13 protein-coding genes are annotated in these 21,891 nt (G+C 70.9%); 7 read left to right on the top strand and 6 right to left on the bottom strand.

Features of this window, described 5'->3' with window-relative positions; translation table 11 throughout:
* Positions 1 to 6: 6 nt before the first annotated feature.
* Genes ABZT47_RS01660 through ABZT47_RS01650 form a run of 3 tightly spaced genes read right to left on the bottom strand, consistent with a single transcriptional unit; the run spans position 7 to position 2,454 of the window.
* Positions 7 to 1,737 (bottom strand): urease subunit alpha, encoded by a 1,731-nt coding sequence (locus ABZT47_RS01660; RefSeq protein WP_354834951.1) that lies wholly within the window; start codon positions 1,735 to 1,737, stop codon positions 7 to 9.
* Positions 1,730 to 2,125 carry an urease subunit beta gene (locus ABZT47_RS01655; protein WP_354834949.1) on the bottom strand — a complete coding sequence of 132 codons (396 nt, stop codon included), beginning with the start codon at positions 2,123 to 2,125 and terminating at the stop codon, positions 1,730 to 1,732. Before ABZT47_RS01655 ends, ABZT47_RS01660 begins: the two co-directional genes overlap by 8 nt.
* 26 nt (positions 2,126 to 2,151) lie before the next feature.
* Entirely contained in the window at positions 2,152 to 2,454 is a 303-nt protein-coding gene (locus ABZT47_RS01650; RefSeq protein WP_354834947.1) for an urease subunit gamma, read from the bottom strand.
* Positions 2,455 to 2,781: 327 nt separating this feature from the next.
* Between ABZT47_RS01650 and urtA the strand changes: the two genes are divergently transcribed.
* From urtA to urtE, 5 genes are all read left to right on the top strand, one after another.
* Positions 2,782 to 4,011: an urea ABC transporter substrate-binding protein gene (urtA, locus tag ABZT47_RS01645; protein WP_354834945.1), complete on the top strand. Its 1,230-nt coding sequence runs from the start codon at positions 2,782 to 2,784 to the stop codon at positions 4,009 to 4,011.
* Positions 4,012 to 4,221: 210 nt separating this feature from the next.
* Positions 4,222 to 5,088, top strand: coding sequence for an urea ABC transporter permease subunit UrtB (gene urtB / locus ABZT47_RS01640; protein ID WP_354834943.1), 867 nt, complete (start codon positions 4,222 to 4,224; stop codon positions 5,086 to 5,088).
* 70 nt (positions 5,089 to 5,158) lie between these two features.
* A complete protein-coding gene (urtC, locus tag ABZT47_RS01635) occupies positions 5,159 to 6,346 on the top strand; it encodes an urea ABC transporter permease subunit UrtC (protein ID WP_354834941.1) in 1,188 nt (395 codons plus the stop codon).
* Positions 6,343 to 7,125: an urea ABC transporter ATP-binding protein UrtD gene (urtD, locus tag ABZT47_RS01630; RefSeq protein WP_354834939.1), complete on the top strand. Its 783-nt coding sequence runs from the start codon at positions 6,343 to 6,345 to the stop codon at positions 7,123 to 7,125. The genes urtC and urtD overlap by 4 nt, the downstream gene beginning before the upstream one ends.
* Positions 7,125 to 7,817, top strand: a complete 693-nt coding sequence (urtE, locus tag ABZT47_RS01625) for an urea ABC transporter ATP-binding subunit UrtE (RefSeq protein WP_354834937.1) — start codon at positions 7,125 to 7,127, stop codon at positions 7,815 to 7,817. Before urtD ends, urtE begins: the two co-directional genes overlap by 1 nt.
* Before the next feature lie 25 nt (positions 7,818 to 7,842).
* On the opposite strand, the gene ctaD is transcribed toward urtE, so the two are convergent.
* The 3 genes from ctaD to ABZT47_RS01610 form a co-directional block, all read right to left on the bottom strand.
* Complete coding sequence (gene ctaD, locus ABZT47_RS01620; RefSeq protein WP_354834935.1) at positions 7,843 to 9,510, bottom strand: cytochrome c oxidase subunit I; 1,668 nt, start codon at positions 9,508 to 9,510, stop codon at positions 7,843 to 7,845.
* 251 nt (positions 9,511 to 9,761) lie between these two features.
* Positions 9,762 to 10,007 (bottom strand): DUF2630 family protein, encoded by a 246-nt coding sequence (locus ABZT47_RS01615; protein WP_354834933.1) that lies wholly within the window; start codon positions 10,005 to 10,007, stop codon positions 9,762 to 9,764.
* Positions 10,008 to 10,037: 30 nt separating this feature from the next.
* Entirely contained in the window at positions 10,038 to 11,036 is a 999-nt protein-coding gene (locus ABZT47_RS01610; protein WP_354834931.1) for a winged helix-turn-helix domain-containing protein, read from the bottom strand.
* Positions 11,037 to 11,307: 271 nt separating this feature from the next.
* Between ABZT47_RS01610 and ABZT47_RS01605 the strand changes: the two genes are divergently transcribed.
* Together ABZT47_RS01605 and ABZT47_RS01600 are read left to right on the top strand one after the other, a co-directional pair.
* Positions 11,308 to 14,775 carry a LamG-like jellyroll fold domain-containing protein gene (locus ABZT47_RS01605; RefSeq protein WP_354834929.1) on the top strand — a complete coding sequence of 1,156 codons (3,468 nt, stop codon included), beginning with the start codon at positions 11,308 to 11,310 and terminating at the stop codon, positions 14,773 to 14,775.
* Positions 14,776 to 14,850: 75 nt separating this feature from the next.
* On the top strand, positions 14,851 to 21,882 hold the full coding sequence (locus ABZT47_RS01600) for an RHS repeat-associated core domain-containing protein (protein WP_354834927.1): 7,032 nt from the start codon (positions 14,851 to 14,853) through the stop codon (positions 21,880 to 21,882).
* The last annotated feature ends 9 nt before the right edge of the window (positions 21,883 to 21,891 follow it).

Genomic DNA, 21,891 nt, shown 5'->3' with positions numbered 1-21,891 from the left:
GCCCGGTCAGAACAGGAAGTAGCGCTGGGCCATGGGAAGCTCCACGGCCGGGGCCGGCTCGATGAGCTCCCCCTCGACGCGGACCGCGAAGGTGTCGGGGTCCACCTCGATGTCGGGGAGCGCGTCGTTCAGCGGCATGGACTCCTTTCGGCGCGTGCGCACGTCGGCGACCGGCGCCAGCCGCCGGTTCACCCGCAGCCGGTCCGCCAGGCCGCCCTCGATGGCGAGCGGCGCGACGAAGTGCAGGGACGTGGCCGCGGCGGTGACCGGTGCGGCGCCGAACATCGGCCGCGGCATGACGGGCTGGGGGGTGGGGATGGAGGCGTTGGCGTCGCCCATCTGCGCGTAGGCGATGACGCCGCCCTTGACGACGAGCTGCGGCTTGACCCCGAAGAACGCCGGCTCCCACAGCACCAGGTCGGCGAGCTTGCCGACCTCCACCGAGCCGACGTGCGCGTCCAGCCCGTGGGCGATGGCCGGGCAGATCGTATATTTCGCCACATAGCGCTGAGCGCGCAGGTTGTCGGCACGGCCGTCACCGGGCAGCGGCCCCCTGCGCCGCTTCATCACGTGCGCGGTCTGCCAGGTACGGATGATCGTCTCGCCCACCCGTCCCATCGCCTGCGAGTCGGACCCGATCATGGAGATGGCCCCGATGTCGTGCAGGACGTCCTCGGCGGCCATCGTCGTCGGCCGGATGCGCGACTCGGCGAAGGCCAGGTCCTCCGGCACGGACGGGTTGAGATGGTGGCAGACCATGAGCATGTCGAGGTGCTCGTCGAGGGTGTTGACGGTGTGCGGGCGCGTCGGGTTCGTCGAGGACGGCAGCACGTTCGCGTGCGCCGCGACGCGGATGATGTCGGGCGCGTGCCCGCCGCCCGCGCCCTCGGTGTGGTAGGCGTGGATCCCGCGGCCGCCGATCGCGCCCAGCGTCGACTCCACGAACCCGGCCTCGTTCAGCGTGTCGGTGTGGATGGCGACCTGCACGCCGGTGGCGTCCGCGACCCGCAGGCACGCGTCGATGGCCGACGGCGTCGTCCCCCAGTCTTCGTGCAGCTTGAACCCCGAGGCGCCGGCCCTGAGCTGTTCGAGCAGCCCTTCCTCGCTGACGGTGTTGCCCTTGCCGAGCAGCGCCACGTTGACCGGCATGCCGTCCATCGACTCCAGCATCCGGGCCAGGTACCACGTGCCGGTGACGGTGGTCGCCTTGGTGCCCTCGGCCGGACCGGTGCCGCCGCCGATGACGGTGGTCACCCCGGCGGCGAGCGCCTCGTCGACGATCTGCGGGCAGATGAGGTGGACGTGCGAGTCGACCGCCCCGGCGGTGATGATCCTGCCGTTGCCCGCCAGGATCTCGGTGGAGGGCCCGATCACCAGGTCGGGGTGGACGCCGTCCATGGTGTCGGGGTTCCCCGCCTTGCCGATGGCGACGATGCGTCCGTCCCTGACCCCGATGTCGGCCTTGACCACGCCCCAGTGGTCCAGGATGACCGCCCCGGTGATCACCAGGTCGGGGGCGCCCTCGGCGCGTGTCGTCCTGGCCTGGCCCATGGACTCGCGGATCACCTTGCCGCCGCCGAAGACCACCTCGTCGCCGGCGCCCTGGCGTCCCTGGGACAGGTCGTCGGAGATCTCGACGAACAGGTCGGTGTCCGCCAGCCGGATGCGGTCGCCGGTCGTCGGGCCGTACAGCGCGGAGTACCGGGAGCGCTCGATCGAGGGCCGCGGCTCAGTCATCGGACTCTCCCTCGCTCGTGCGGGCGCCCGGCTCGGACGGGCCGCCGCCGCCCGCGCCGGCGTCCGGGTGCGCCGTACGGGCGTCCAGCCGGCCGGCCCATTCGGGGCGCAGACCCGGGACGACGCGCCGCCCGGCGATCGGCACGAGCGTCACGTCCCGCTCGATGCCCGGCTCGAACCTGACCGCGGTGCCGGCGGGCACGTCCAGCCGCATCCCCCAGGCCGCCTCCCGGTCGAAGCCGAGACCGGGGTTGGCGGCGGCGAAGTGGTAGTGCGACCCCACCTGGACGGGCCGGTCGGCGGTGTTCACCACGCGCAGCACCAGGCGCTCGCGCCCGGGGTTGAGCGGGATGGGCTCCTCGGCGTGGACGATCTCTCCGGGCATCATCGGGCCGGGCGTGATCGGGCCGGGCGTCACAGGATCGGCCGGTGGACGGTGACGAGCTTGGTGCCGTCGGGGAAGGTCGCCTCGATCTGGACCGATTCGAGCATCTCGGGGATCCCTTCCATGACGTCCTCGCGGCGCAGCACCTTGCGGCCCGCCTCCATCAGGTCGGCGACGGTGCGGCCGTCCCGCGCGCCCTCGAGCAGGAACGAGGCGATGATCGCGGTGGCCTCGGGATGGTTCAGGCGCAGCCCCCGGGCCTGACGGTCGCGCGCGACGCCCGCCGCGACGTGGATGAGCAGGCGTTCCTGTTCGTGTGGGGTGAGCCGCATGGCCGGACCCTAGGCAACCGTCGTTTCGGTGACGTGTCGCCCGCATTTCCGGTCTGTGTCGGACGCGACGGCGCCCGCGTATTCACCCGTCCGGCGATTCAGAAGCCCATTTCACGGCGAAGAGGGTCGGCCATGGCGTACCCATCCGACCCTAAACGGCCGGCACCGGAACGGCCAATACGGCCGCGCCATACAGTCCCTTCGCGTTGACCCGGTGAAGAGCCGGTAAACGGCAATTAACAATCGCGACGTTCACGGGAAACGTGACTCGATCACCTTGGCGGCAGACGGGTCGGTGCGGGGGCCGGTATCGGCAAGGAGGAGTAATTGCGGAATTCAGCTTGGCGCATCGGGGCCGCCGCGGCGGTCCTGGCAACCGGGCTCGCGGCCTGCGGTGGTCAGCCATCGACGACCACGGGCGGCACCGCCGCGTCGGGCGGGAGCGACACCATCAAGGTGGGGCTCCTGCACTCCCTCAGCGGCACCATGGCGATCAGCGAGGTCACCGTCCGTGACTCCGAGCTGCTGGCCGTCGAGGAGATCAACAAGGCCGGCGGCGTACTGGGCAAGCAGTTGGTGCCCGTCGTCGAGGACGGCGCGTCCGACTGGCCGACCTTCGCCGAGAAGGCCACCAAGCTGATCGCGCAGGACAAGGTCGCCACCGTGTTCGGCGGCTGGACCTCGGCCAGCCGCAAGGCCATGCTCCCCGTTTTCGAAAAGCGCAAGGCCCTGCTGTGGTACCCCGTGCAGTACGAGGGGCTGGAGAGCTCGCCGTACATCTTCTACACCGGCGCCACCACCAACCAGCAGATCGTCCCGGGCCTTGACTACCTCAAGGAAAAGGGCAAGAAGAAGATCTTCCTGGTCGGCAGCGACTATGTTTTCCCGCGCACCGCGAACAAGATTATCAAGGCGTACGCGGCGGCGAACGGAATGCAGATCCTCGGCGAGGAGTACACCCCGCTCGGGCACACCGAATACAGCACGCTCGTGAACAAGGTCGTCCAGGCGAAGCCGGACGCGGTGTTCAACACGCTGAACGGCGACAGCAACGTCGCCTTCTTCAAGCAGCTGAAGAGCGCCGGGGTGGGCGCCGACGCCATGCCCGTCATGTCGGTCAGCGTCGCCGAGGAGGAGGTCAAGGGCATCGGCGTGGACAACATCGCCGGCCACCTCGTCGCCTGGAACTACTACCAGACCACCGACAACCCGGCCAACGCCAAGTTCGTGGCGGCGTTCAAGGCCAAGTACGGCGCCGACCGGGTGACCTCCGACCCGATGGAGGCCGGCTACAACTCGGTCTACCTGTGGGCCGAGGCGGTCAAGAAGGCCGGGACGACCGAGGTCGAGGCCGTGAAGAAGGCCGCGGGCGGCATCACGCTGGACCGGCCCGAGGGCGCGGTCACCATCGACGGCGAGAACCAGCACATGTACAAGACGGCGCGCATCGGCGTCGTGGAGCCGGACGGCCAGATCAAGGAGGTCTGGAACTCCGGCAAGCCGATCAAGCCCGACCCGTATCTGAAGACCTACTCCTGGGCCGGCGGCCTCACCTGATCGCCATGGACGGCACGGCCGGGCGGGGAGCGGTCCCCGCCCGGCCCCCCGACGGGACACCAGTCCTGGCCCCGACGGGACACCGGGCCCGGTGCCCGTGACCGGACACGCCAAGGACACGGCTGTGCGAGGAGCACCCATCAGTGACAGCGAGACGGCCGCTCGGCGGCACGCGGAACCGGCGGGGAAGGCAAGGGAGGTGAGCCCCGGATGGAGGCCATAGTCAACCAGCTGCCCATCGGCCTGTCGATCGCGGCCGTGCTGCTGCTCATCGCACTCGGCCTGACGTTCACGTTCGGCCAGATGGGCGTCATCAACATGGCGCACGGCGAGTTCATCATGGCGGGCGCGTACACCGCCTACCTTATGCAGGACTGGGCGGGACGGCAGGCGGTGCTGGTCGCGCTGCCGGTCGCGTTCGCCGTGGCCGGGGTCATGGGCCTGATCCTGGAGCGGCTGGCCATCAGGCACTTCTACGGCCGCCCCCTGGACACCCTGCTGCTGACCTGGGGCGTCAGCCTGGTCCTGCAGCAGCTCGCCCGCGACCTGTTCGGCGCGCCCAACGTCCAGGTGCAGGCGCCGGCGTGGTTGCAGGGCGGCATCGGCATCCTGCCCTACAACCGGCTGTTCATCTTCGCCCTGGCCGTCGGCAGCGTCGTGGCGATCTGGGCGTACATGAACCGCACCTCGCAGGGGCGGCGCATGCAGGCGGTCATGCAGAACCGGCAGCTCGCCGCGGTGAGCGGCATCAACACCGGGCGGGTGGACCAGCGCACGTTCTTCATCGGCTCCGGCCTGGCGGGCATCGCCGGGGTGGCGCTCACGCTGATCGGCCCGGTCGGCCCGGCGCTCGGGACCTACTACATCGTGGACGCGTTCCTCGTCGTGGTCGCCGGCGGACTCGGGCAGCTGCGCGGCGCGGTGATCGCGGCCGTCGCCCTGGGCCTGCTGAACTCCTACGCCGAGTTCTGGACCAACGCGAGCCTGGCCAAGGTCATCGTCCTGGTGGTGATCATCGGGTTCCTGCAGGTGCGCCCGCAGGGACTGTTCGTGCTGAGAGCGAGGGCGCTCACATGACGGCTGCTATCCCGCGCAGACCAGGGACGTCACCGCGGACGGGCGTCCGGCGGATTCGGAGGGCGCTCACATGACGGCGACCGCGCGGAACGTCGTGCCGCTCGCGCCGCCCGGCCGCGGCGGGTCGTGGCGCGACCGGCTCCGGGGCCCGGCGGTGTTCACGCTGGTCGCCGTGCTGGCCCTGGTGGTCGCTCCGATGCTGCTGGAGCCGTTCCGCCTCGGGCTGCTGGCCAAGTACCTCTGCTTCGGCATCGTCGCGCTCGGCATCGGCCTGGCCTGGGGGCAGGGCGGCATGCTCACCCTGGGCCAGGGGGTGTTCTTCGGGCTCGGCGGCTACGCGATGGGCATGTACCTCAAGCTGCACGACGCGGGCGGCGACCTGCCGGACTTCATGGTGTGGAGCGGGGTGGAGAAGCTGCCCGCGCTGTGGGCGCCGTTCGAGAACCCGCTGTTCGCCATCGCCTTCGCCGTCGCCGGGCCGGTGCTGCTGGCCGTGCTGCTCGGCTCACTGGTGTTCCGGCAGCGGGTCCGCGGCGCCTACTTCGCGATCCTGACGCAGGCCCTGGCCGCCGCCACGGTGATCCTGCTGGTCGGGCAGCAGGGGCTGACCGGCGGCACCAACGGCCTGACCAACTTCTTCGACCTGTTCGGCCAGGACCTGGCGGCCGACCAGACGCAGCGCGGGCTGTACCTGGTGGTGGCGGCGGTCCTCGGCGTGCTGTACCTGCTGGCCTGGCAGCTCGTGCGCAGCCGGTTCGGCCGGCTGCTGGTCGCGGTCAGGGACGGCGAGGACCGCGTGCGGTTCCTCGGCTACAACCCCGCCACCGTCAAGACCGTCACCTTCGCGGTGTCGGCGGGTATGGCGGGGCTGGCCGGGGCGCTGTTCGTGCCGGTCGTCGGCATCATCTCGCCCGCCCTGCTCGGGGTGGTGCCCTCGCTGGAGCTGGTGGTCGCCGTGGCGGTCGGCGGCCGGTTCTCCCTGGCCGGGGCGGTGCTGGGCGCGGTGCTGATGGGATACGCCAAGACGGCCTTCAGCGAGGAGTTCGCCGACGGCTGGCTCTACCTGCAGGGAGCGCTGTTCATCCTGGTGATCAGCCTGGCCCCCAAGGGCGTGTTCGGCCTGGCCGCCTCCGCGCGGACCCTGCTGGCCGCCCGGTTGCCGCGCCGGACCGCGCGGGACGGCGGCCCGCCGGGCGCGACCGCCGCGAAACACGACGTCAGCACGCCGTTGATCGAGGTACCGGAGCCGAGGGCATGAGCGGGGCACTGCTGGAGGTGCGCGGGCTGTCGGTGGTCTTCGACGGGTTCCGCGCGCTGGACGGGGTCGACCTGACCGTCGAGCAGGGGGAGCTGCGCTTCCTCATCGGCCCGAACGGGGCGGGCAAGACCACGCTGGTCGACGTCATCACCGGCCTGACCAGGCCCGCCTCGGGTTCGGTGCGGTTCGAGGGCGCCGACCTGGTCGGCCGCAAGGAGCACGAGATCGTCCGGTCGGGCGTGGGGCGCACCTTCCAGACCTCGGTGGTGTTCGAGGAGCTGACGGTGGTGGAGAACCTCGACCTGGCGGCGTCGTTCCGCAGGCCGCTGTGGTCGCTGGCCCGCCGCAGGCGCGGGGTGAGCGAGGCGGTGGCCGCGGCGATGGAGACCACCGGGCTCGACCTGCTCGCCGACCGCCCCGCCGGGGTGCTGTCGCACGGCCAGCGGCAGTGGCTGGAGATCGGCATGCTCATCGCCCAGCGGCCCCGGCTGCTGCTGCTGGACGAGCCGGTCGCCGGCATGTCGGCGGATGAGCGCCTGCGCACCGGCGAGCTGCTCACCGAGATCGCCAGGGACCACACGGTGGTCGTGATCGAGCACGACATGGACTTCCTGCGGCGGTACGCCTCCCAGGTGACCGTCCTGCACGAGGGCAAGGTGCTCGTCGAGGGCTCGGTCGACCAGGTGAGGGCCGATCCCCGTGTACAGGAGGTCTATCTGGGCAGGGCCGAGGAGAGATCCACGGGCGCGGCCGCCGCCACCGCCGGAGAGGTGAAGTGATGCTGTCGGTACAGGGCTTGTCAGCGGGCTACGGCAGGGCGCGGGTGCTGTTCGAGGTGTCCTTCGAGGTGGAGCCCGGCCGCCTGGTGTGCGTCATGGGCCGCAACGGGGTGGGGAAGACCACCCTGCTCAACACCGTCATGGGCGTGCTGCCCGCCACCGCGGGGACGGTCACCTTCGAGGGGCGGGACGTCACGCGGCTGCGGCCGGACGAGCGGGTGCGGCTCGGCCTCGGTTACGTCCCGCAGGGGCACGAGACCTTCCCGCAGCTCAGCGTGCTGGGCAACCTGATGGTGACGGTGGAGGCGTCCACGCACAGGGACCCGGGGGCGATCGAGGAGGCCCTCGAGGTCTTCCCCCGGCTGAAGCCGTTGCTGAAGAAGCGGGCGGGCTTCCTGTCCGGCGGCCAGCAGCAGCAGCTCGCGATGGCGCGGGCGCTGGTGACCCGGCCCAAGCTGCTGATCCTGGACGAGCCGACCGAGGGCATCCAGCCGTCCATCATCCTGGAGATCGAGGAGGCCATCGAGGGGCTGCACCGGTCGGGGCTGGCGGTGCTGCTCGTGGAGCAGTACCTGGACCTCGCGCTGCGGCTGGCCGACCGCTTCCTCATCCTGGACGCCGGGCACGTCGTGCGCGCGGGGACGGCCGACGAGCTCCGCGAGGAGGAGGTGCACCGCCTCCTGGCCGTGTGAGCCGTGTGAGCCGGGTGAGGGCCGCTCACTCCTGCGATCGGCCCGCCCGCTGGATCTTCAGCGGCAGGTGGGAGTAGTGGATGTCGAACGCCGGGCGTTCGGAGCGTATCGGCGGGATGCTGGTGAAGTTGTGCCGCGGCGGCGGGCAGGAGGTCGCCCACTCCAGCGAGTTGCCGAAGCCCCACGGGTCGTCGGTGGTCACCTTCTCGCCGTGCCGCCAGGTGTACCAGATGTTGAACAGGAAGGGCAGCGTCGAGGCGCCCAGCAGGAACGCGCCGAGCGACGAGACCATGTTGCCCACCTCGAAGCCCTCGGTCCTGGCGTAGTCGGCGTACCGGCGCGGCATGCCCTGCGCGCCGAGCCAGTGCTGCACGAGGAAGGTGGTGTGGAAGCCGATGAACAGCGTCCAGAAGTGCCACTTGCCGAGGGTGTCGTTGAGCATCTTCCCGGTGAACTTCGGCCACCAGAAGTAGAACCCGGCGAACATCGCGAAGACCACCGTGCCGAAGACCACGTAGTGGAAGTGGGCGACCACGAAGTAGGTGTCGCTCACCTGGAAGTCCAGCGGGGGTGAGGCGAGGATGACCCCGGTCAGGCCGCCGAACAGGAACGTCACCAGGAATCCCACGGCGAACATCATCGGCGTCGGGAAGGTGAGCTGGCCGCGCCACATCGTGCCCACCCAGTTGAAGAACTTCACCCCGGTCGGCACCGCGATGAGGAAGCTCATGAACGAGAAGAACGGCAGCAGGACGCGGCCGGTGACGAACATGTGGTGCGCCCACACCGTCATCGACAGGCCCGCGATGGCGATGGTCGCCCCGACCAGGCCGATGTAGCCGAACACCGGCTTGCGGCTGAACACCGGCAGCACCTCGGTGATGATGCCGAAGAACGGCAGCGCGATGATGTAGACCTCGGGATGGCCGAAGAACCAGAACAGGTGCTGCCAGAGCAGCACGCCGCCGGTCTCGGGGTCGAAGATGTGACTGCCCAGACTACGGTCGGCCTCCAGGGCCAGCAGCGCGGCGGCCAGCACCGGGAAGGCCATCAGCACCAGCATGCTGGTCAGCAGGGTGTTCCAGGTGAAGATCGGCATCCGGAACATGGTCATGCCGGGGGCGCGCATGCAGATGATGGTGGTGATGAAGTTGACCGCGCCGAGGATGGTCCCGAGGCCGGACATCACCAGCCCCATCACCCACAGGTCCTTGCCCACGTCGGGTGAGTAGGTCGAGCGCGACAGCGGCGTGTAGGCCGTCCAGCCGAAGTCCGCCGCGCCGCTCGCGGTGAAGAACCCGGCGGTCACGATCAGCCCGCCGAACAGGAACAGCCAGAAGCTGAACATGTTGAGCCGGGGGAAGGCCACGTCCGGCGCGCCGATCTGCAGCGGCATGACGGCGTTGGCGAAGCCGGCGAACAGGGGAGTGGCGAACAGCAGCAGCATCAGCGTGCCGTGCATCGTGAACATCTCGTTGTACTGCTTGTTGGTGACGAACTGCATGCCGGGCCGGGCCAGCTCGGCCCGGATGACCATGGCCATGATCCCGGCGAGCACGAAGAACCCGAACGACGCGATGAGGTACATGTTGCCGATCACCTTGTGATCGGTGGAGGTGGCCCAGCCGAGAAGCAGCCGGCCCTTGCGGGCCACCTTGCTCGCCGGAGCCGGGGCTTCCCGTGTGTAGATCACCAGCCCGCCTCCTCGCCGCACGGTCCCTGAGATCGTCCTTCCGAAGTCGTCCCGTAGTCCGATTACAGCGTGCAAAAGGGACCTAGTGTCGAAAATGCGAGCAAAAAGCCCCGAGGCTACGACCAGGCTTTCTTTGCCGACCTCGGTGCCGGCCGTACGAACGCCGGTCGTGCGCACGCCGGTCGTGCGCGCCCGAGGACCGGCGCGCGGCCGCCACGAGATGAGTCCGTGGCGGCGCGCTCACGGCCGGGCTACTGCTGGTAGTTCTCCACCTCGTTGACCGGGCGCGGGCTGGAGAAGTCCGGGTCCTCGCCGAACTCCCTGCGCGCCTTGCGCTGGCGCAGCAGGTCCCAGCACTGGTCCAGGGCCGCCTCAAGCTCGCGGACCCGGCCGTGCTCCTCGTCGGAGGAGACCTCTCCGGTGCTCACCCGCGAGCGCAGATCGTGCTCCTCCGCGATAAGACCCTTGATCTTCGCGAGGATCTCGCCATCCTGCATCTTCTGTTCCTCCTGTCGTCACCAGCGAGCTTACGGCGACGGCGCGGACGGCCTGCCCGCGAGCAGGCTCACACCGAGCGGCGTGAGAGCGTGGATGACGGCCTGGTGGTGGCGCCGCGTGGTGATCAGGCCGGCGTCGCGGAGGATGGCCGCCTGGCGGCTGGCGGTGGGCGGGGGCATGCGCAGGCGCAGGGCCAGTTCGGTGGTCGTGCACTCGCCCTCGGCCACGGCCCGCAGCACGCCGGCCCTGGTGCGCCCGAGCAGTGCGGGCAGAGCGAGATCACGCGCGGGCTCGAGGCCGCCGCCCGCCCAGCCGAGCTGATGCTCGATCGGGTACACCAGCCGCGGCGGCAGGCTGGTGTCCAGCAGGGTCGTGGGGGGTCCCCAGCAGAAGAACGCCGGTTGCAGCAGCAGCCCGCGCCCGCCCAGATGGATGTCATGGTCGGCGGGGAAGTCCAGTTCGAGCACCGGGTAGCTCCAGCGCGCCGACGGATGCAGCGTGGCGAAGACCGACTCCCAGCCCTCCGCGGCCAGCGTGCGCGACCTGCGGACGCGGTCGTGGTCGACCTGGGCCCGGACGTGCGTCCAGTACGGGCCGAGGGAGACCTCGAAGTACCGGTCGATGGCGTCGGCCACCCTGGCGAGCTCCCCGGCCGCGCCGTCCGCCAGCCCCTTCATCCACGCGCGCAAGGGACGCCCCGGGTGGCGCCGGGCCAGTTCGGCGATGTCGTCGCGTAATCGGGCGCGCGGGGTGCTCCGCACCGCCTCCACGCCGTCCCTGATGGAGGTCATGTGCCGGGTGGGGGTCATGAAATCGGCGGAGTAACCCTTCGGGGGCGCCAGGTCGGACAGCAGATGGGTCGAGGCGGGAAGGTTCGGCCGCACCTGCCTGCGCCATTCCGAGAAGAACACCCCGCCGCCGGAGTTGCGCAACCGGTAAAGGCTGAGCAGCGCCTCCCACAAGGGGTCGGGGCCCGGCGCGATCGTCGTGCGAGCCAGGTCCTCGCTGGTGAAATGGATCCTCAGCACTCGCGCCACCTCCGCTTTTCCAGGCAGATGGAAAGGTGGTTCTCCAGCCGCCGGAACCCGAGGACACTCGGAGGCCGACGGGGGGCCTGATCATCACCGGCGTCTCTCCGTCGGCGATGCGCGCACCGGGGACGGCCGTCTCCTGTGCGTTCATTCGTGAAACGAATTCGGCAGCCGATCATAACCGGCTCGGCGCCGCCTCTCCGAGACGGCACCCGTTGTTTTTCAAAGCTTCCTGTGAACGCGGTCAAGGCGATTGTCTGGAGACTTGATGCGCCGCTTCCCCCACGCGATCGTCCTGGCCGTGGCCGTGTCCCTGACGACCGGTTCGTTCGTGGCAGGCGGCGCCGTCCACGCCGCGGCGCCCGCGGCGGCGGCCACCGCCGACCCGCCCGCCTGGACCGAGCAGGACGCGCTGACGCGGGCGCGCAGCGACGGCAGGCGCGTCGAGGCGCTCGCCGCGCGCACGGAGACCCGCCAGGTGTTCGCCAACCCGGATGGCACGTTCACCTCCGAGACCTCGGCCCTGCCCGAGCGGGTACGCCGTGGCGGAGGCTGGGCGGAGGTCGACACGACCTTGGTCTTCGCCGCCGACGGCACCGTGCACACCACGGCGACCCCGCTGGACCTGGCCTTCTCCGGTGGCGGGACGGCTCCGCTGGCCTCCATCGGCCAGGACGGCCGCTCGGTCGCCATGACCTGGCCGGGGAGGTTGCCGAAGCCGGTGCTCCAGGGGGACACCGCGACGTACGGCTCCGTGCTCCCCGGCGTGGACCTGAAGGTCACCGCGTCGGTGCTGGGGTTCTCCGAGGTCCTGGTGGTCAAGAACAGGGAGGCCGCGGCCGACCCGAGTCTGGCCAAGATCGCTTTCGGGATGCGGGCGAAGGGCCTGGCGGTGCGCGGGACCGCGAGCGGCGGCCTCAGCGCCGTGACCGACGCTGGCACGGAGGTCTTCCACTCGCCCGCGCCGCGGATGTGGGACTCCTCGGGCGCGACCCTGCGGCCGACGCTCGCGCTGGGGCCGGAACGCCAGAACAGGCAGGCCGTGATGGGCGTCGAGGTCGCCGCGGACCGCGTCGCCCTCACACCGGACCGCGCCCTGCTGACCGGCCCCGGCACGACCTACCCGGTGTACATCGACCCGCAGTGGTCGGGCGGCAGGCAGCACTGGACCTACGTCGACAAGTCCTACCCGTCCCAGTCGTACTGGGACTCCACCCACAGCCCGGAGGTCGGCTACTACGGCAGCGGGGTCAAGCGGTCGTTCTTCCGGATGGACTCCGACAACGTCAACGGCAAGCACATCCTGAAGGGGACCTTCCGCATCACCCAGAACAAGTCGTGGGGGTGCACCTCCGATCCCCAGGTCGTGCAGTTGTGGCTGACCGGCTCGATCTCCAAGTCCACGACGTGGAGCCACCAGCCGTCCTGGAAGGACCACCTGGGCAGCGTGGCCTCCGACGCCGGCTACAGCTCCTCCTGCCCGGACAAGGGCATCGAGTTCGACGTCACGAGCACGGTCGTCGCGGCGGCCAAGGGCGGCTGGGCGAACACCACGTTCGGGCTGAGGGACTACGACGACGGCGCCGGCAGCGTGTGGGGCTGGAAGGGCTTCAGCGCCTCGCCGAAGCTGGTCATCGACTACAACACCCCGCCGTCCGTGCCCACGGGAGTGAGCACCTACCCCGCCGCGCCGTGCGTCACGGGGGCGAGCCGCCCCTACCTCAACGGCGGCGACCCCCAGCACCCGATCAAGCTCATCGCGAGGATCTACGACCCGGACAAGGCCAACGACGGCGTCCGCGCCGAGTTCGAGATGAACCACTACAACTCCGGGACCGCGGCCTGGGAGAGCATCACCGCCTCGCTGCCCGGCGGCGGCAGGACCGCCTACGCCTACACCACGCAGGCGACCGACCACTCGGTCGTCCTCACCGGCCTGGCCGACGGCGAGACCTACTCCTACAAGGTGCGGGCCTACGACGGCACGGACGGCAGCGCGTGGAGCCCCTGGTGCGAGTTCACGGTCGACAACGTGCGACCCGAGCAGTTGCCGAAGGTGACCTCGGCCGACTACCCGGCCGGCACCACCGACGACTGGCGGGGCGGGGTCGGCCTGGCGGGCGCCTTCACCTTCGCGCCCGGCGACGGCGAGACCGACGTGAGCGGCTTCCGGTACGCCCTGGACGACGCGAGCACCGGCACCGCCGCGACCCAGGTCAACCTGCCGGCCGGGCAGACCTCGGTGCAGGTGTCCATCGCCCCCCGGCACAACTGGGTGAACACCCTGTGGGTGTGGCCGGTGGACAAGGCCGGCAACGTCGGCACCACTCCGGCCGCCTACACCTTCTACGTCAACGCGGGCGCGGACCCCGTCGGGCGGTGGGCCCTGGACGAGACCTCCGGCGCCACGGCCGCCGACTCGGGCACCGCCCCGCACGGGGTGGCTCTGGGCGGCGGCGCCGGCTGGACGGGCGGCCGGGTGCGGGGAGCCCTGCACCTCGACGGGACGAGCGGCTACGGCGCGACGAGCGGGCCCGTGGTGCGCACCGACCGGGGATTCAGCGTCTCGGCGTGGGCCCGCCTGACCTCCACCGCCAAGAACGCCACGGTGGTGAGCCAGTCCGGCCTGCGCGCCTCCGGTTTCTCGCTCTACTACTCCTCCTCCTACAAGCGGTGGATCTTCAACAGGCACGACACCGACGGGGACGATCCCACGATCACCCGGGCCGTCGGTGACGCCGAGCCGCAGCTGGGCGTCTGGACCCACCTCGTCGGGGTGTACGACGCTCCGGCCAGGCAGCTCCGGCTGTACGTCAACGGCACCCGCCAGTCCGTCCCCGGCGCGTACACCGCGACGCCGTGGGACGCCGGCGGCCCGCTGCAGATCGGGCGGGTGAAGTGGAACGGCAACCTCACCGAGTACTTCCCCGGCGACCTCGACGAGGTGCGCGTCTGGGACCGCATCCTGTCCGACGACCCGCAGACCGCCACCGACCTGGACCTCGGCAACGAGATCGCCGCCATGGCCAAGCGGCCCCCGGTCGAGGCGGGCCGGTGGAACCTCGACGAGGGGACCGGCGCCACGGCCGCCGACGCCTCCGGCAACGGCAGGACCGCGACGCTCAAGGGCGGCGCCGGCTGGTCCGACGACGGCCTCGACGGCTCGGCCGTGCTGAGCCTCAACGGCACCACCGCGTACGCCTCCACCGCCTCGGCCCCCGTGCGCACCGACCACGGCTTCACCGTGGCGGCCCGGGTGCGCCTCAACGGCGACGACACCTGCGCGATGCCCGACCACGTCATGACCGCCGTCGGCCAGGACGGCAGCAGGAACAGCGCCTTCTACCTCAGCTACCGCGTCTACACCGAGAACGGCGTCCAGGTGCCCCGGTGGGGGTTCTCGACCCCGAGCGACGACACCGACGGCGAGAAGATGACGGTCGCCAAGTCCGCCGACCCGGTCGACTGCTCGGCGACCAACTCCTGGACGCACCTGACCGGGGTGTACGACGAGGTCGCCAAGCAGATCCGGCTCTACGTCAACGGGTACCTGTCCGACTTCCGGCCCTCGACCGGCTGGCATGCCGGCGGCGGGCTGCAGATAGGCCGGGTCAAGTACAAGGGCGCCTACGTCGACTACTTCACCGGCGACATCGACGACGTCCGCGTCTACACCGGAGTGCTCACCGGCGCCGAGATCGCCGACCTCGCCCAGGGCCCGCCCGAGGACGGCTGAGCGGCCTGCCCGTCCCCCTGAGCGGCTTGCCCGTGCTCGTCCATCGACGTTCACCACGTTCCTCCGGAGGTAGTCGTGCTCGCTGAGTGGCGAGGCTGGGTTCGGGTCGCAGGAGTGCTCGCGGTCGTGGTGCCGGCCACGCTGGCCGTCGCCGCGCCGGACGTGCGGGCGTCCGGCGGCCCGGGGTGGCACCAGGCTCAGGAGCAGTCACCGGTGCCCGGCCGCGAGGGCAAGGCCAGGCCCGCACACGCCGACCCCGGCGCGCGTTACGACCTCAAGGACGCCCCGCCGGTGTCCTGGCCCCGGCCGGGCACGGCGGTGGCCGACCCGGCACGGGCGACCACCGCCGCGGACCGGGCCACGGACCGGGCCACGGACCAGGACAGGAGCCGGGCCACGGCGGCGCCGGCCAAGGTGCGCGCCGGGACGCTTCCGGTCTGGATCGGCCCACCGGCCTCCGCCGGCGCCGCGGCCGCGCAGAGGTCCGACGGCACGTCCGCGGACAAGTCCGACGGCACGTCCAAGGAGAAGCCCGACGGGGCCGCCGCCGGGAGCGGGAGGCCGTCGCCCACGCCGTCCGCCGGCCCGATCCCCGCCGTCCAGGTGCGGGTGCTGGACGCCCAGGCCGCCGCCCGGTCCCAGATCACCGGCCTGGGCCTGCGACTGACCCCCCAGACCGCGCCCGCCGGCCGGTCCCGCATGGCGGTGGAGGTCGACTACTCGGGCTTCCGGTACGCCTACGGCGGCGACTGGGGTTCGCGGTTGCGCCTGGTACGCCTGCCCGACTGCGCCGCCACCACCCCCGACCGCCCCGAGTGCCAGACCCGGACGCCGCTGCCGACCCGCAACGACGTCACGACGGGCCGACTGGCCGCCGACGTGGACCTCTCTTCGGCCTCGGCGATGACGCTCGCGGCGGTGGCCGCGCCGTCGGGCTCGGCGGGCACCTACGAGGCGACCTCGCTGTCGCCGTCGGCGACGTGGGACGTCAGCGAGCAGAGCGGCGCGTTCGCCTGGAGCTACCCCCTGCGCCTGCCCCCGACGCCCGGCGGGCCGACCCCGAACCTCGCCTTCGCCTACTCCTCGGGCGGCATCGACGGGCGCACCGTCGCCACCAACAACCAGGCGTCCTGGATCGGCGAGGGCTTCGACTACTGGCCCGGCTTCGTCGAGCGCCGGTACAAGCCGTGCGCCGACGACGGCGTCACGCCCAAGCGCAACGACCAGTGCTGGGGCAACCACAACGCCACCCTGTCGCTGAACGGCCAGGCCACCGAACTCGTCCTGGACGACGCGACCGGGACCTGGCAGCCCAAGGACGACGACGGCACCAAGGTCCAGCGGCTCACCGGCGCCGACAACGGCGACAACGACGGCGAGCACTGGAAGGTCACCACCCCCGACGGCACGCAGTACTACTTCGGCCTGAACCACCTGCCCGGCTGGAGCACCGGCAAGACCGAGACCGACTCGACCTGGACCGTGCCGGTCTACGGCGACGACGACGGCGAGCCCTGCCACAAGGACGGCGGCTTCTCCGACTCCTGGTGCCGCCAGGCATGGCGGTGGAACCTGGACTACGTCGTGGACCCGCACGGCACGGTCAGCACCTTCTGGTACGGCAAGGAGGGCAACTACTACCGGCGCGACGTCACCACGCTCACCGACGGCGTGCCCAACGGCACCCCGACCTCCTACGACCGCGGCGGCTACCTCAGCCGCATCGACTACGGCCAGCGCGCCGACGCGATCTTCTCCTCCTCGGCGCCCGCGCGGGTCTCGTTCAAGGTCGATGAGCGATGCGTCCCGACGTCGACCTTCGACTGCGCGGCCGCGAAGTTCACCAAGGACAACGCCAAGTACTGGCCGGACGTCCCCTACGACCAGAAGTGCGACTCCGGCGAGAAGTGCCTGGACGACTACTCGCCGACCTTCTGGTCGCGCAAGCGGCTGACCTCGGTGACCACGCAGGTCCTGGTCTCGGGCAGCACCTACAAGGACGTCGACATCTGGATGCTGGACCAGAAGATGCGCCCCCCGGGGGACGGCACCGCCCCCACCCTGTGGCTGGCCGGCATCGAGCACACCGGCAAGGTCGGCGGCTCGGCCGCGCTGCCGTCAGTGCAGTTCGAGGGCGTCCAGAAGCCCAACCGCGTGGACGCCCTCGAGGGACGCCCGCCGCTGACCAAGTGGCGCGTCTCGGCGATCGACAACGAGACGGGCGGCTCCCTGTCGATCGCCTACTCCGACGAGGACTGCGTCGCGAGCGACAAGCCCGACATCGGGACCAACACCCGGCGGTGCTACCCCCAGTACTGGTCGCCGGAGGGCGCCACCACTCCCAAACTCGACTGGTTCCACAAGTACGTCGTCACCCAGGTGCGCGCGATCGACCGCACCGGCGGAGCACCCGACGAGGTGACGAGCTACGAGTACCTCGGCGGCGGCGCCTGGCACCACGATGACGACGACGGCCTCACCAAGGAGAAGTACAAGACCTGGTCGCAGTGGCGCGGCTACGGCAAGGTGCGTGTCACCCACGGCGAGGCCCCCGAACAGCTCTCGCAGTCGGAGACCACCTACTTCCGCGGCATGGACGGCGACGAGCTGCCCGGCGGCGGCACCCGCGACGTGAAGGTCACCGCCTCCGAGGGCCCGCCGCTGGACGACGCCGACGCCCTGCAGGGACGGGTCCGCGAGGAGATCCACTACGACGGCCCCGGCGGCCCCGCCATGAGCGGCACCGTCACCGGCTACTGGGTGAAGCAGACCGCCAAGCGGGTGCGCTCCTGGGGGACGACGACCGCGACCATGGTGCGCGAGAACCAGGAACGCGTCCGCACGGCGCTGGCGTCCGGCGGCTGGCGGTACACCTCGACCGGCACCGTCTACAACGCCGACGGCCTGCCCACCCAGGTGGACGACCTGGGCGATGAGTCCACCGCGAGCGACGACCAGTGCACCCGCACCACCTACACCGCCCGCGACGACGCCAATTGGCTGATCTCCTACGCCTCCCGCGTCGAGTCCGTCGCCAAGGCGTGCGGCGCGACGCCCGACCGGCCCGGCGACGTGCTCTCCGACGTGCGCAAGTACTACGACGGCAAGGCGCTCGGCGCCGCGCCCGCCAAGGGCGACGTCACAAGGACCGAGAAGCTCGGCTCCTGGAACGGCGGGCCGCAGTACGTCACCGTCGGCACCAGCACCTTCGACGTCTACGGCCGGCCGCTGGTGGTCACCGACGCCTCCGGCGGCACGACGACCACCGCCTACACCCCGGCGACGGGCCTGGTCACCGTCAAGCAGGAGACCGACCCGGCTCGCCACGTCACCAGGACCGAACTCGAGCCGGCCTGGGGCCTGCCCGTGGCCACCGTCGACGTCAACGGTAAGCGCACCGACCTGGCCTACGACCCGCTGGGCCGGCTCACCGGCGTGTGGCTGCCCGGCCGCGCCAGGTCCTCCTACGCGGCCACCCCGAACATGAGGTTCGCCTATCTGATCCGCACGGACGGGCCGACCTCGGTGTCCACCTCGACCCTCCGCAACGACGGCGCGAACTACACCACCGGCTACGCCCTCTACGACGGCCTGCTGCGCCACCGGCAGGCCCAGCAGCCCGCGCCGGGCGGCGGCCGGGTCGTCGAGGACACCCTCTACGACACCCGCGGCCTGGTCGGCAAGAGCAACCACGAGTACTACGCCGAAGGCTCGCCCGGCACCACCCTGTGGACCCCGGCCAGTGACAACGACGTCCCCGGGCAGGACGTCACGCTCTACAACGGCATGGAGTGGCCCACCGCGCAGATCTTCCGCAAGCGCGGCGCCGAGCAGTGGCGCACCACGACCACCTACGGCGGCGACCGGGTGAGCGTCGACCCGCCCAAGGGGTCCACGCCGATCACCCGGATCACCGACGCGGACGGCCAACTGGTCGAGTTGCGGCAGTACAAGGGAGACGGCCCCAGCGGGGACTACGACTCCACCCGCTACACCTACACCCCGACCGGGCAGCCCGCGACCGTCAAGGACGCCGAGGGCAACACCTGGAGCTACCACTACGACCTGCTCGGCCGCCTCGTCCAGCTCGACGACCCCGACAAGGGCTCCTCCACGCTGGCCTACGACGACCGGACCGACTGGCTGCGAAGCGTCACCGACGCCCGCGGCAAGAGCCTGTCCTTCACCTACGACGCCCTCGGCCGCAAGACCGCCGAGTACGAGGGCACCTCGGCGAGCGGAACCAAGCTCGCCGAGTGGAAGTACGACACTCTGCCGGACGGCACCGTCGTCAAGGGCCAGCCGACGTCCTCGACCCGGTACGTCAAGAACGTCACCACGGGCGCGACGGACCTCTACACCACGGCCGTCACCCGCTTGGACGACGCCTACCGGCCGCTGGAGACCCAGACGACCATCCCCGCAGCCGAGGGCGCCCTGGCCGGCACCTACACCGCCACCAGCGACTACAACCTCGACGGCACCGTCCACCGCACGACGCTGCCCGCGGCCGGCGGGCTGCCCGGGGAGACGATGCTCTACGACTACGACGAGCTCGGCAACCCCACCACCACGCGCGGCCTGACCCCGTACGTCACCGCCAGCACCTATTCCAAGCTCGGCGACCTGCTGGACCTGACACTGTCCAGCGGCGGCAAGCGGCTGAAGGAGACCAACTTCTACGAGGAGGGCACCGGCCGGCTCACCCGGTCGCTGTTCGAGCGCGAGACCTCCCCGATCTCGGTGGCCGACACCAACTACAAGTACGACGAGTCCGGCAACATCACCAAGATCGCCGACACCCCGTCCGGCCAGACGCCCGACGTGCAGTGCTTCATCCAGGACCACCTGCAGCGCCTGACCGAGGCCTGGACCCAGGCCGGCGACTGCGCGGCGGCGCCGTCGGCCGACGTGATCGGCGGACCCGCCCCGTACTGGCAGTCCTTCGCCTACGACCGGCTCGGCCAGCGCACCAAGGAGGTCGACCACCAGACCGGCGGCGACCTCACCAAGACCTACACCTACGCCGGGCCCGGCAAGCCCCGGCCGCACACCCTGACCTCGGTCGCCTACCAGGGCGGGGAACGCGACGGCCAGAGCGACGCCTACGCCTACGACGCCGCCGGCAACACCACCGAACGCGGCTCCGGCCGCACCCTCGAATGGGACGTCGAAGGCTCCCTGGCCAAGTCCATCGACCCGTCGGGCGTCAGCACCTACGTCTACGACGCCGACGGCGAACGGCTGATCCGCCGCGACCCGGCCGCGACCACCCTCTACCTCGGCGACACCGAGATCCGGCTGGACAGGACCACCGGATCCAAGAGCGCGACCCGCTACTACAGCCACGGCGGCCAGGTCGTCGCCGCCCGCACCAACGGCAAGGGCCTCACCTGGCTCGCCGGCGACCACCACGGCACCACCGACGTCTCGGTCTCCGACGACGCCGCCCAGACGCCCACGCGCCGGCGCTTCGACCCCTTCGGCCGGCAGCGCGGCACGCCGCCGTCGTACTGGCCCGGCCAGCGGGGCTTCGTCAGCGGCATCATCGACGAGGCCACCGACCTCACCCACCTCGGCGCCCGCGAGTACGACGCCGAGACCGGCCGGTTCATCTCCGTCGACCCGGTCTTCGACAACGGCGACCCGCAGAGCTGGAACGGTTACGCCTACGCGGGCAACAACCCCGTCACGATCAGCGACCCCACCGGCCTCGACGGCCCGCTGACCGGAAACCAGGACTGCTACTACGCCGGGAAGAACTGCGGCGGTGGCGGTGGCAAGAGGGATAGCGGCGGTCCGCCGCCGCCGGCACCGAGTGCCCCGCGCCACTGCGGCACCTTCAGCTTCGGCTGCAAGGCGAAGAACTTCTGGGACCAGCACAAGGCCACGATCGTCAACGTCGCCGTCACGGTCGTCGTCACCGTCGGCTGCGAGGTCGCCACGGGCGGGGTCGGGAGCGTCGGCTGCGCGGCCGCGGGCGGAGCCGCGGGAAACCTGGCCGGCTACCTGGTCTCGACCCCCCGGGACCAGTGGAGCGCGGGCGGCGCCTTCAAGGCCGCGGCCGTCGGCGCCATCAGCGGAGCGGCCGGCGGCTTCGCGGGCAAGGCCGCCTCGGCGGCCCTGGGCAAGCTGGCCACCACCGCGGCGGGCAAGATCGTCGCCGGAGCGGTCGGCAAGGCGGCCGGCAAGGCCAGAGCCGCCCTGGGCAAGCTAGGGAGCGCCGGCGCGGAGGACGCCGAGGGGGCGGCGGCCAAAGCGGCGGCCAAGGCGGGAGGAAAGCCGCGCGCCGGCTCAGGCTCCCCGCGGGGTTGCAACAGCTTCGTCGCCGGCACCATGGTCAAGCTCGCCGACGGCTCCGCCAAGGCCATCGAGAAGATCAAGCCCGGCGAGAAGGTCCTGGCCACCGACCCGCTGACCGGCAAGACGGCCCCCCAGCCCGTCCTGGCCGCCTTCTCCGGCGTCGCCTACCTCGCCCTCGTCCAGATCACCGTCGACACCGACGGCAAGAAGGGCGACCACACCGCCGTCATCCTCGCCACCGAACACCACCTGTTCTGGGACACAAAGCACCAAACCTGGACCCGCGCCGAAGACCTCACCCCCGCCGACCACCTCAGAACCCCCACCGGCAAGGCTCTGGCCGTCGTCGCCGCCACCCCCCTGCCGACCCACCCCACCGTCCACGACCTCACCATCGCCAACACTCACACGTACTATGTGCTGGCGGGGGTCACGCCGGTACTTGTGCACAATTCCGGTGGATGTCCGACGGTGGGCCTTCTCAGCTCATCGCACCAGGCCATCGGTGATTCCAATGCCAGGGGCGGCATCTACGCGTTGGTGTCGGAGAACGGAACAGTGATGCGAACGGGTATGGCCACGAATCTGCGGTCTCGTCTCGCCACACACGGACGGGACTATCCTGGCCTGACAGGCGTGGTCCTCTACCAGACGGATAATCGCGCTGCGAGGCGAGGCCTGGAGGAGATGGTCGAGAATCGGTACACGCCGATCTTGGCTGCTCAAAGGGCGATCCGTCTCGATAACCCGCGACGCCAAGAATACTTGCAAGCTGCGCGTGATTTTCTGGATCAGTGGGGGTAAGCGGACGGT

It is taken from the genome of Sphaerisporangium sp. NPDC005289 (genome assembly GCF_040607455.1).
Classification (GTDB): Bacteria; Actinomycetota; Actinomycetes; order Streptosporangiales; family Streptosporangiaceae; genus Sphaerisporangium; species Sphaerisporangium rhizosphaerae.
This window is presented reverse-complemented; position numbering and strand designations above follow the sequence as displayed.

Bases quoted from the DNA above. Each gene is read 5' to 3' on its own strand.
- urtC (WP_354834941.1), top strand. From the start codon at position 5,159: ATGACGGCGACCGCGCGGAACGTCGTGCCGCTCGCGCCGCCCGGCCGC.
- ABZT47_RS01650 (WP_354834947.1), bottom strand. From the start codon at position 2,454: ATGCGGCTCACCCCACACGAACAGGAACGCCTGCTCATCCACGTCGCG.
- ABZT47_RS01655 (WP_354834949.1), bottom strand. From the start codon at position 2,125: ATGATGCCCGGAGAGATCGTCCACGCCGAGGAGCCCATCCCGCTCAAC.
- urtD (WP_354834939.1), top strand. From the start codon at position 6,343: ATGAGCGGGGCACTGCTGGAGGTGCGCGGGCTGTCGGTGGTCTTCGAC.
- ABZT47_RS01615 (WP_354834933.1), bottom strand. From the start codon at position 10,007: ATGCAGGATGGCGAGATCCTCGCGAAGATCAAGGGTCTTATCGCGGAG.
- ABZT47_RS01660 (WP_354834951.1), bottom strand. From the start codon at position 1,737: ATGACTGAGCCGCGGCCCTCGATCGAGCGCTCCCGGTACTCCGCGCTG.
- urtB (WP_354834943.1), top strand. From the start codon at position 4,222: ATGGAGGCCATAGTCAACCAGCTGCCCATCGGCCTGTCGATCGCGGCC.
- ABZT47_RS01605 (WP_354834929.1), top strand. From the start codon at position 11,308: ATGCGCCGCTTCCCCCACGCGATCGTCCTGGCCGTGGCCGTGTCCCTG.
- urtE (WP_354834937.1), top strand. From the start codon at position 7,125: ATGCTGTCGGTACAGGGCTTGTCAGCGGGCTACGGCAGGGCGCGGGTG.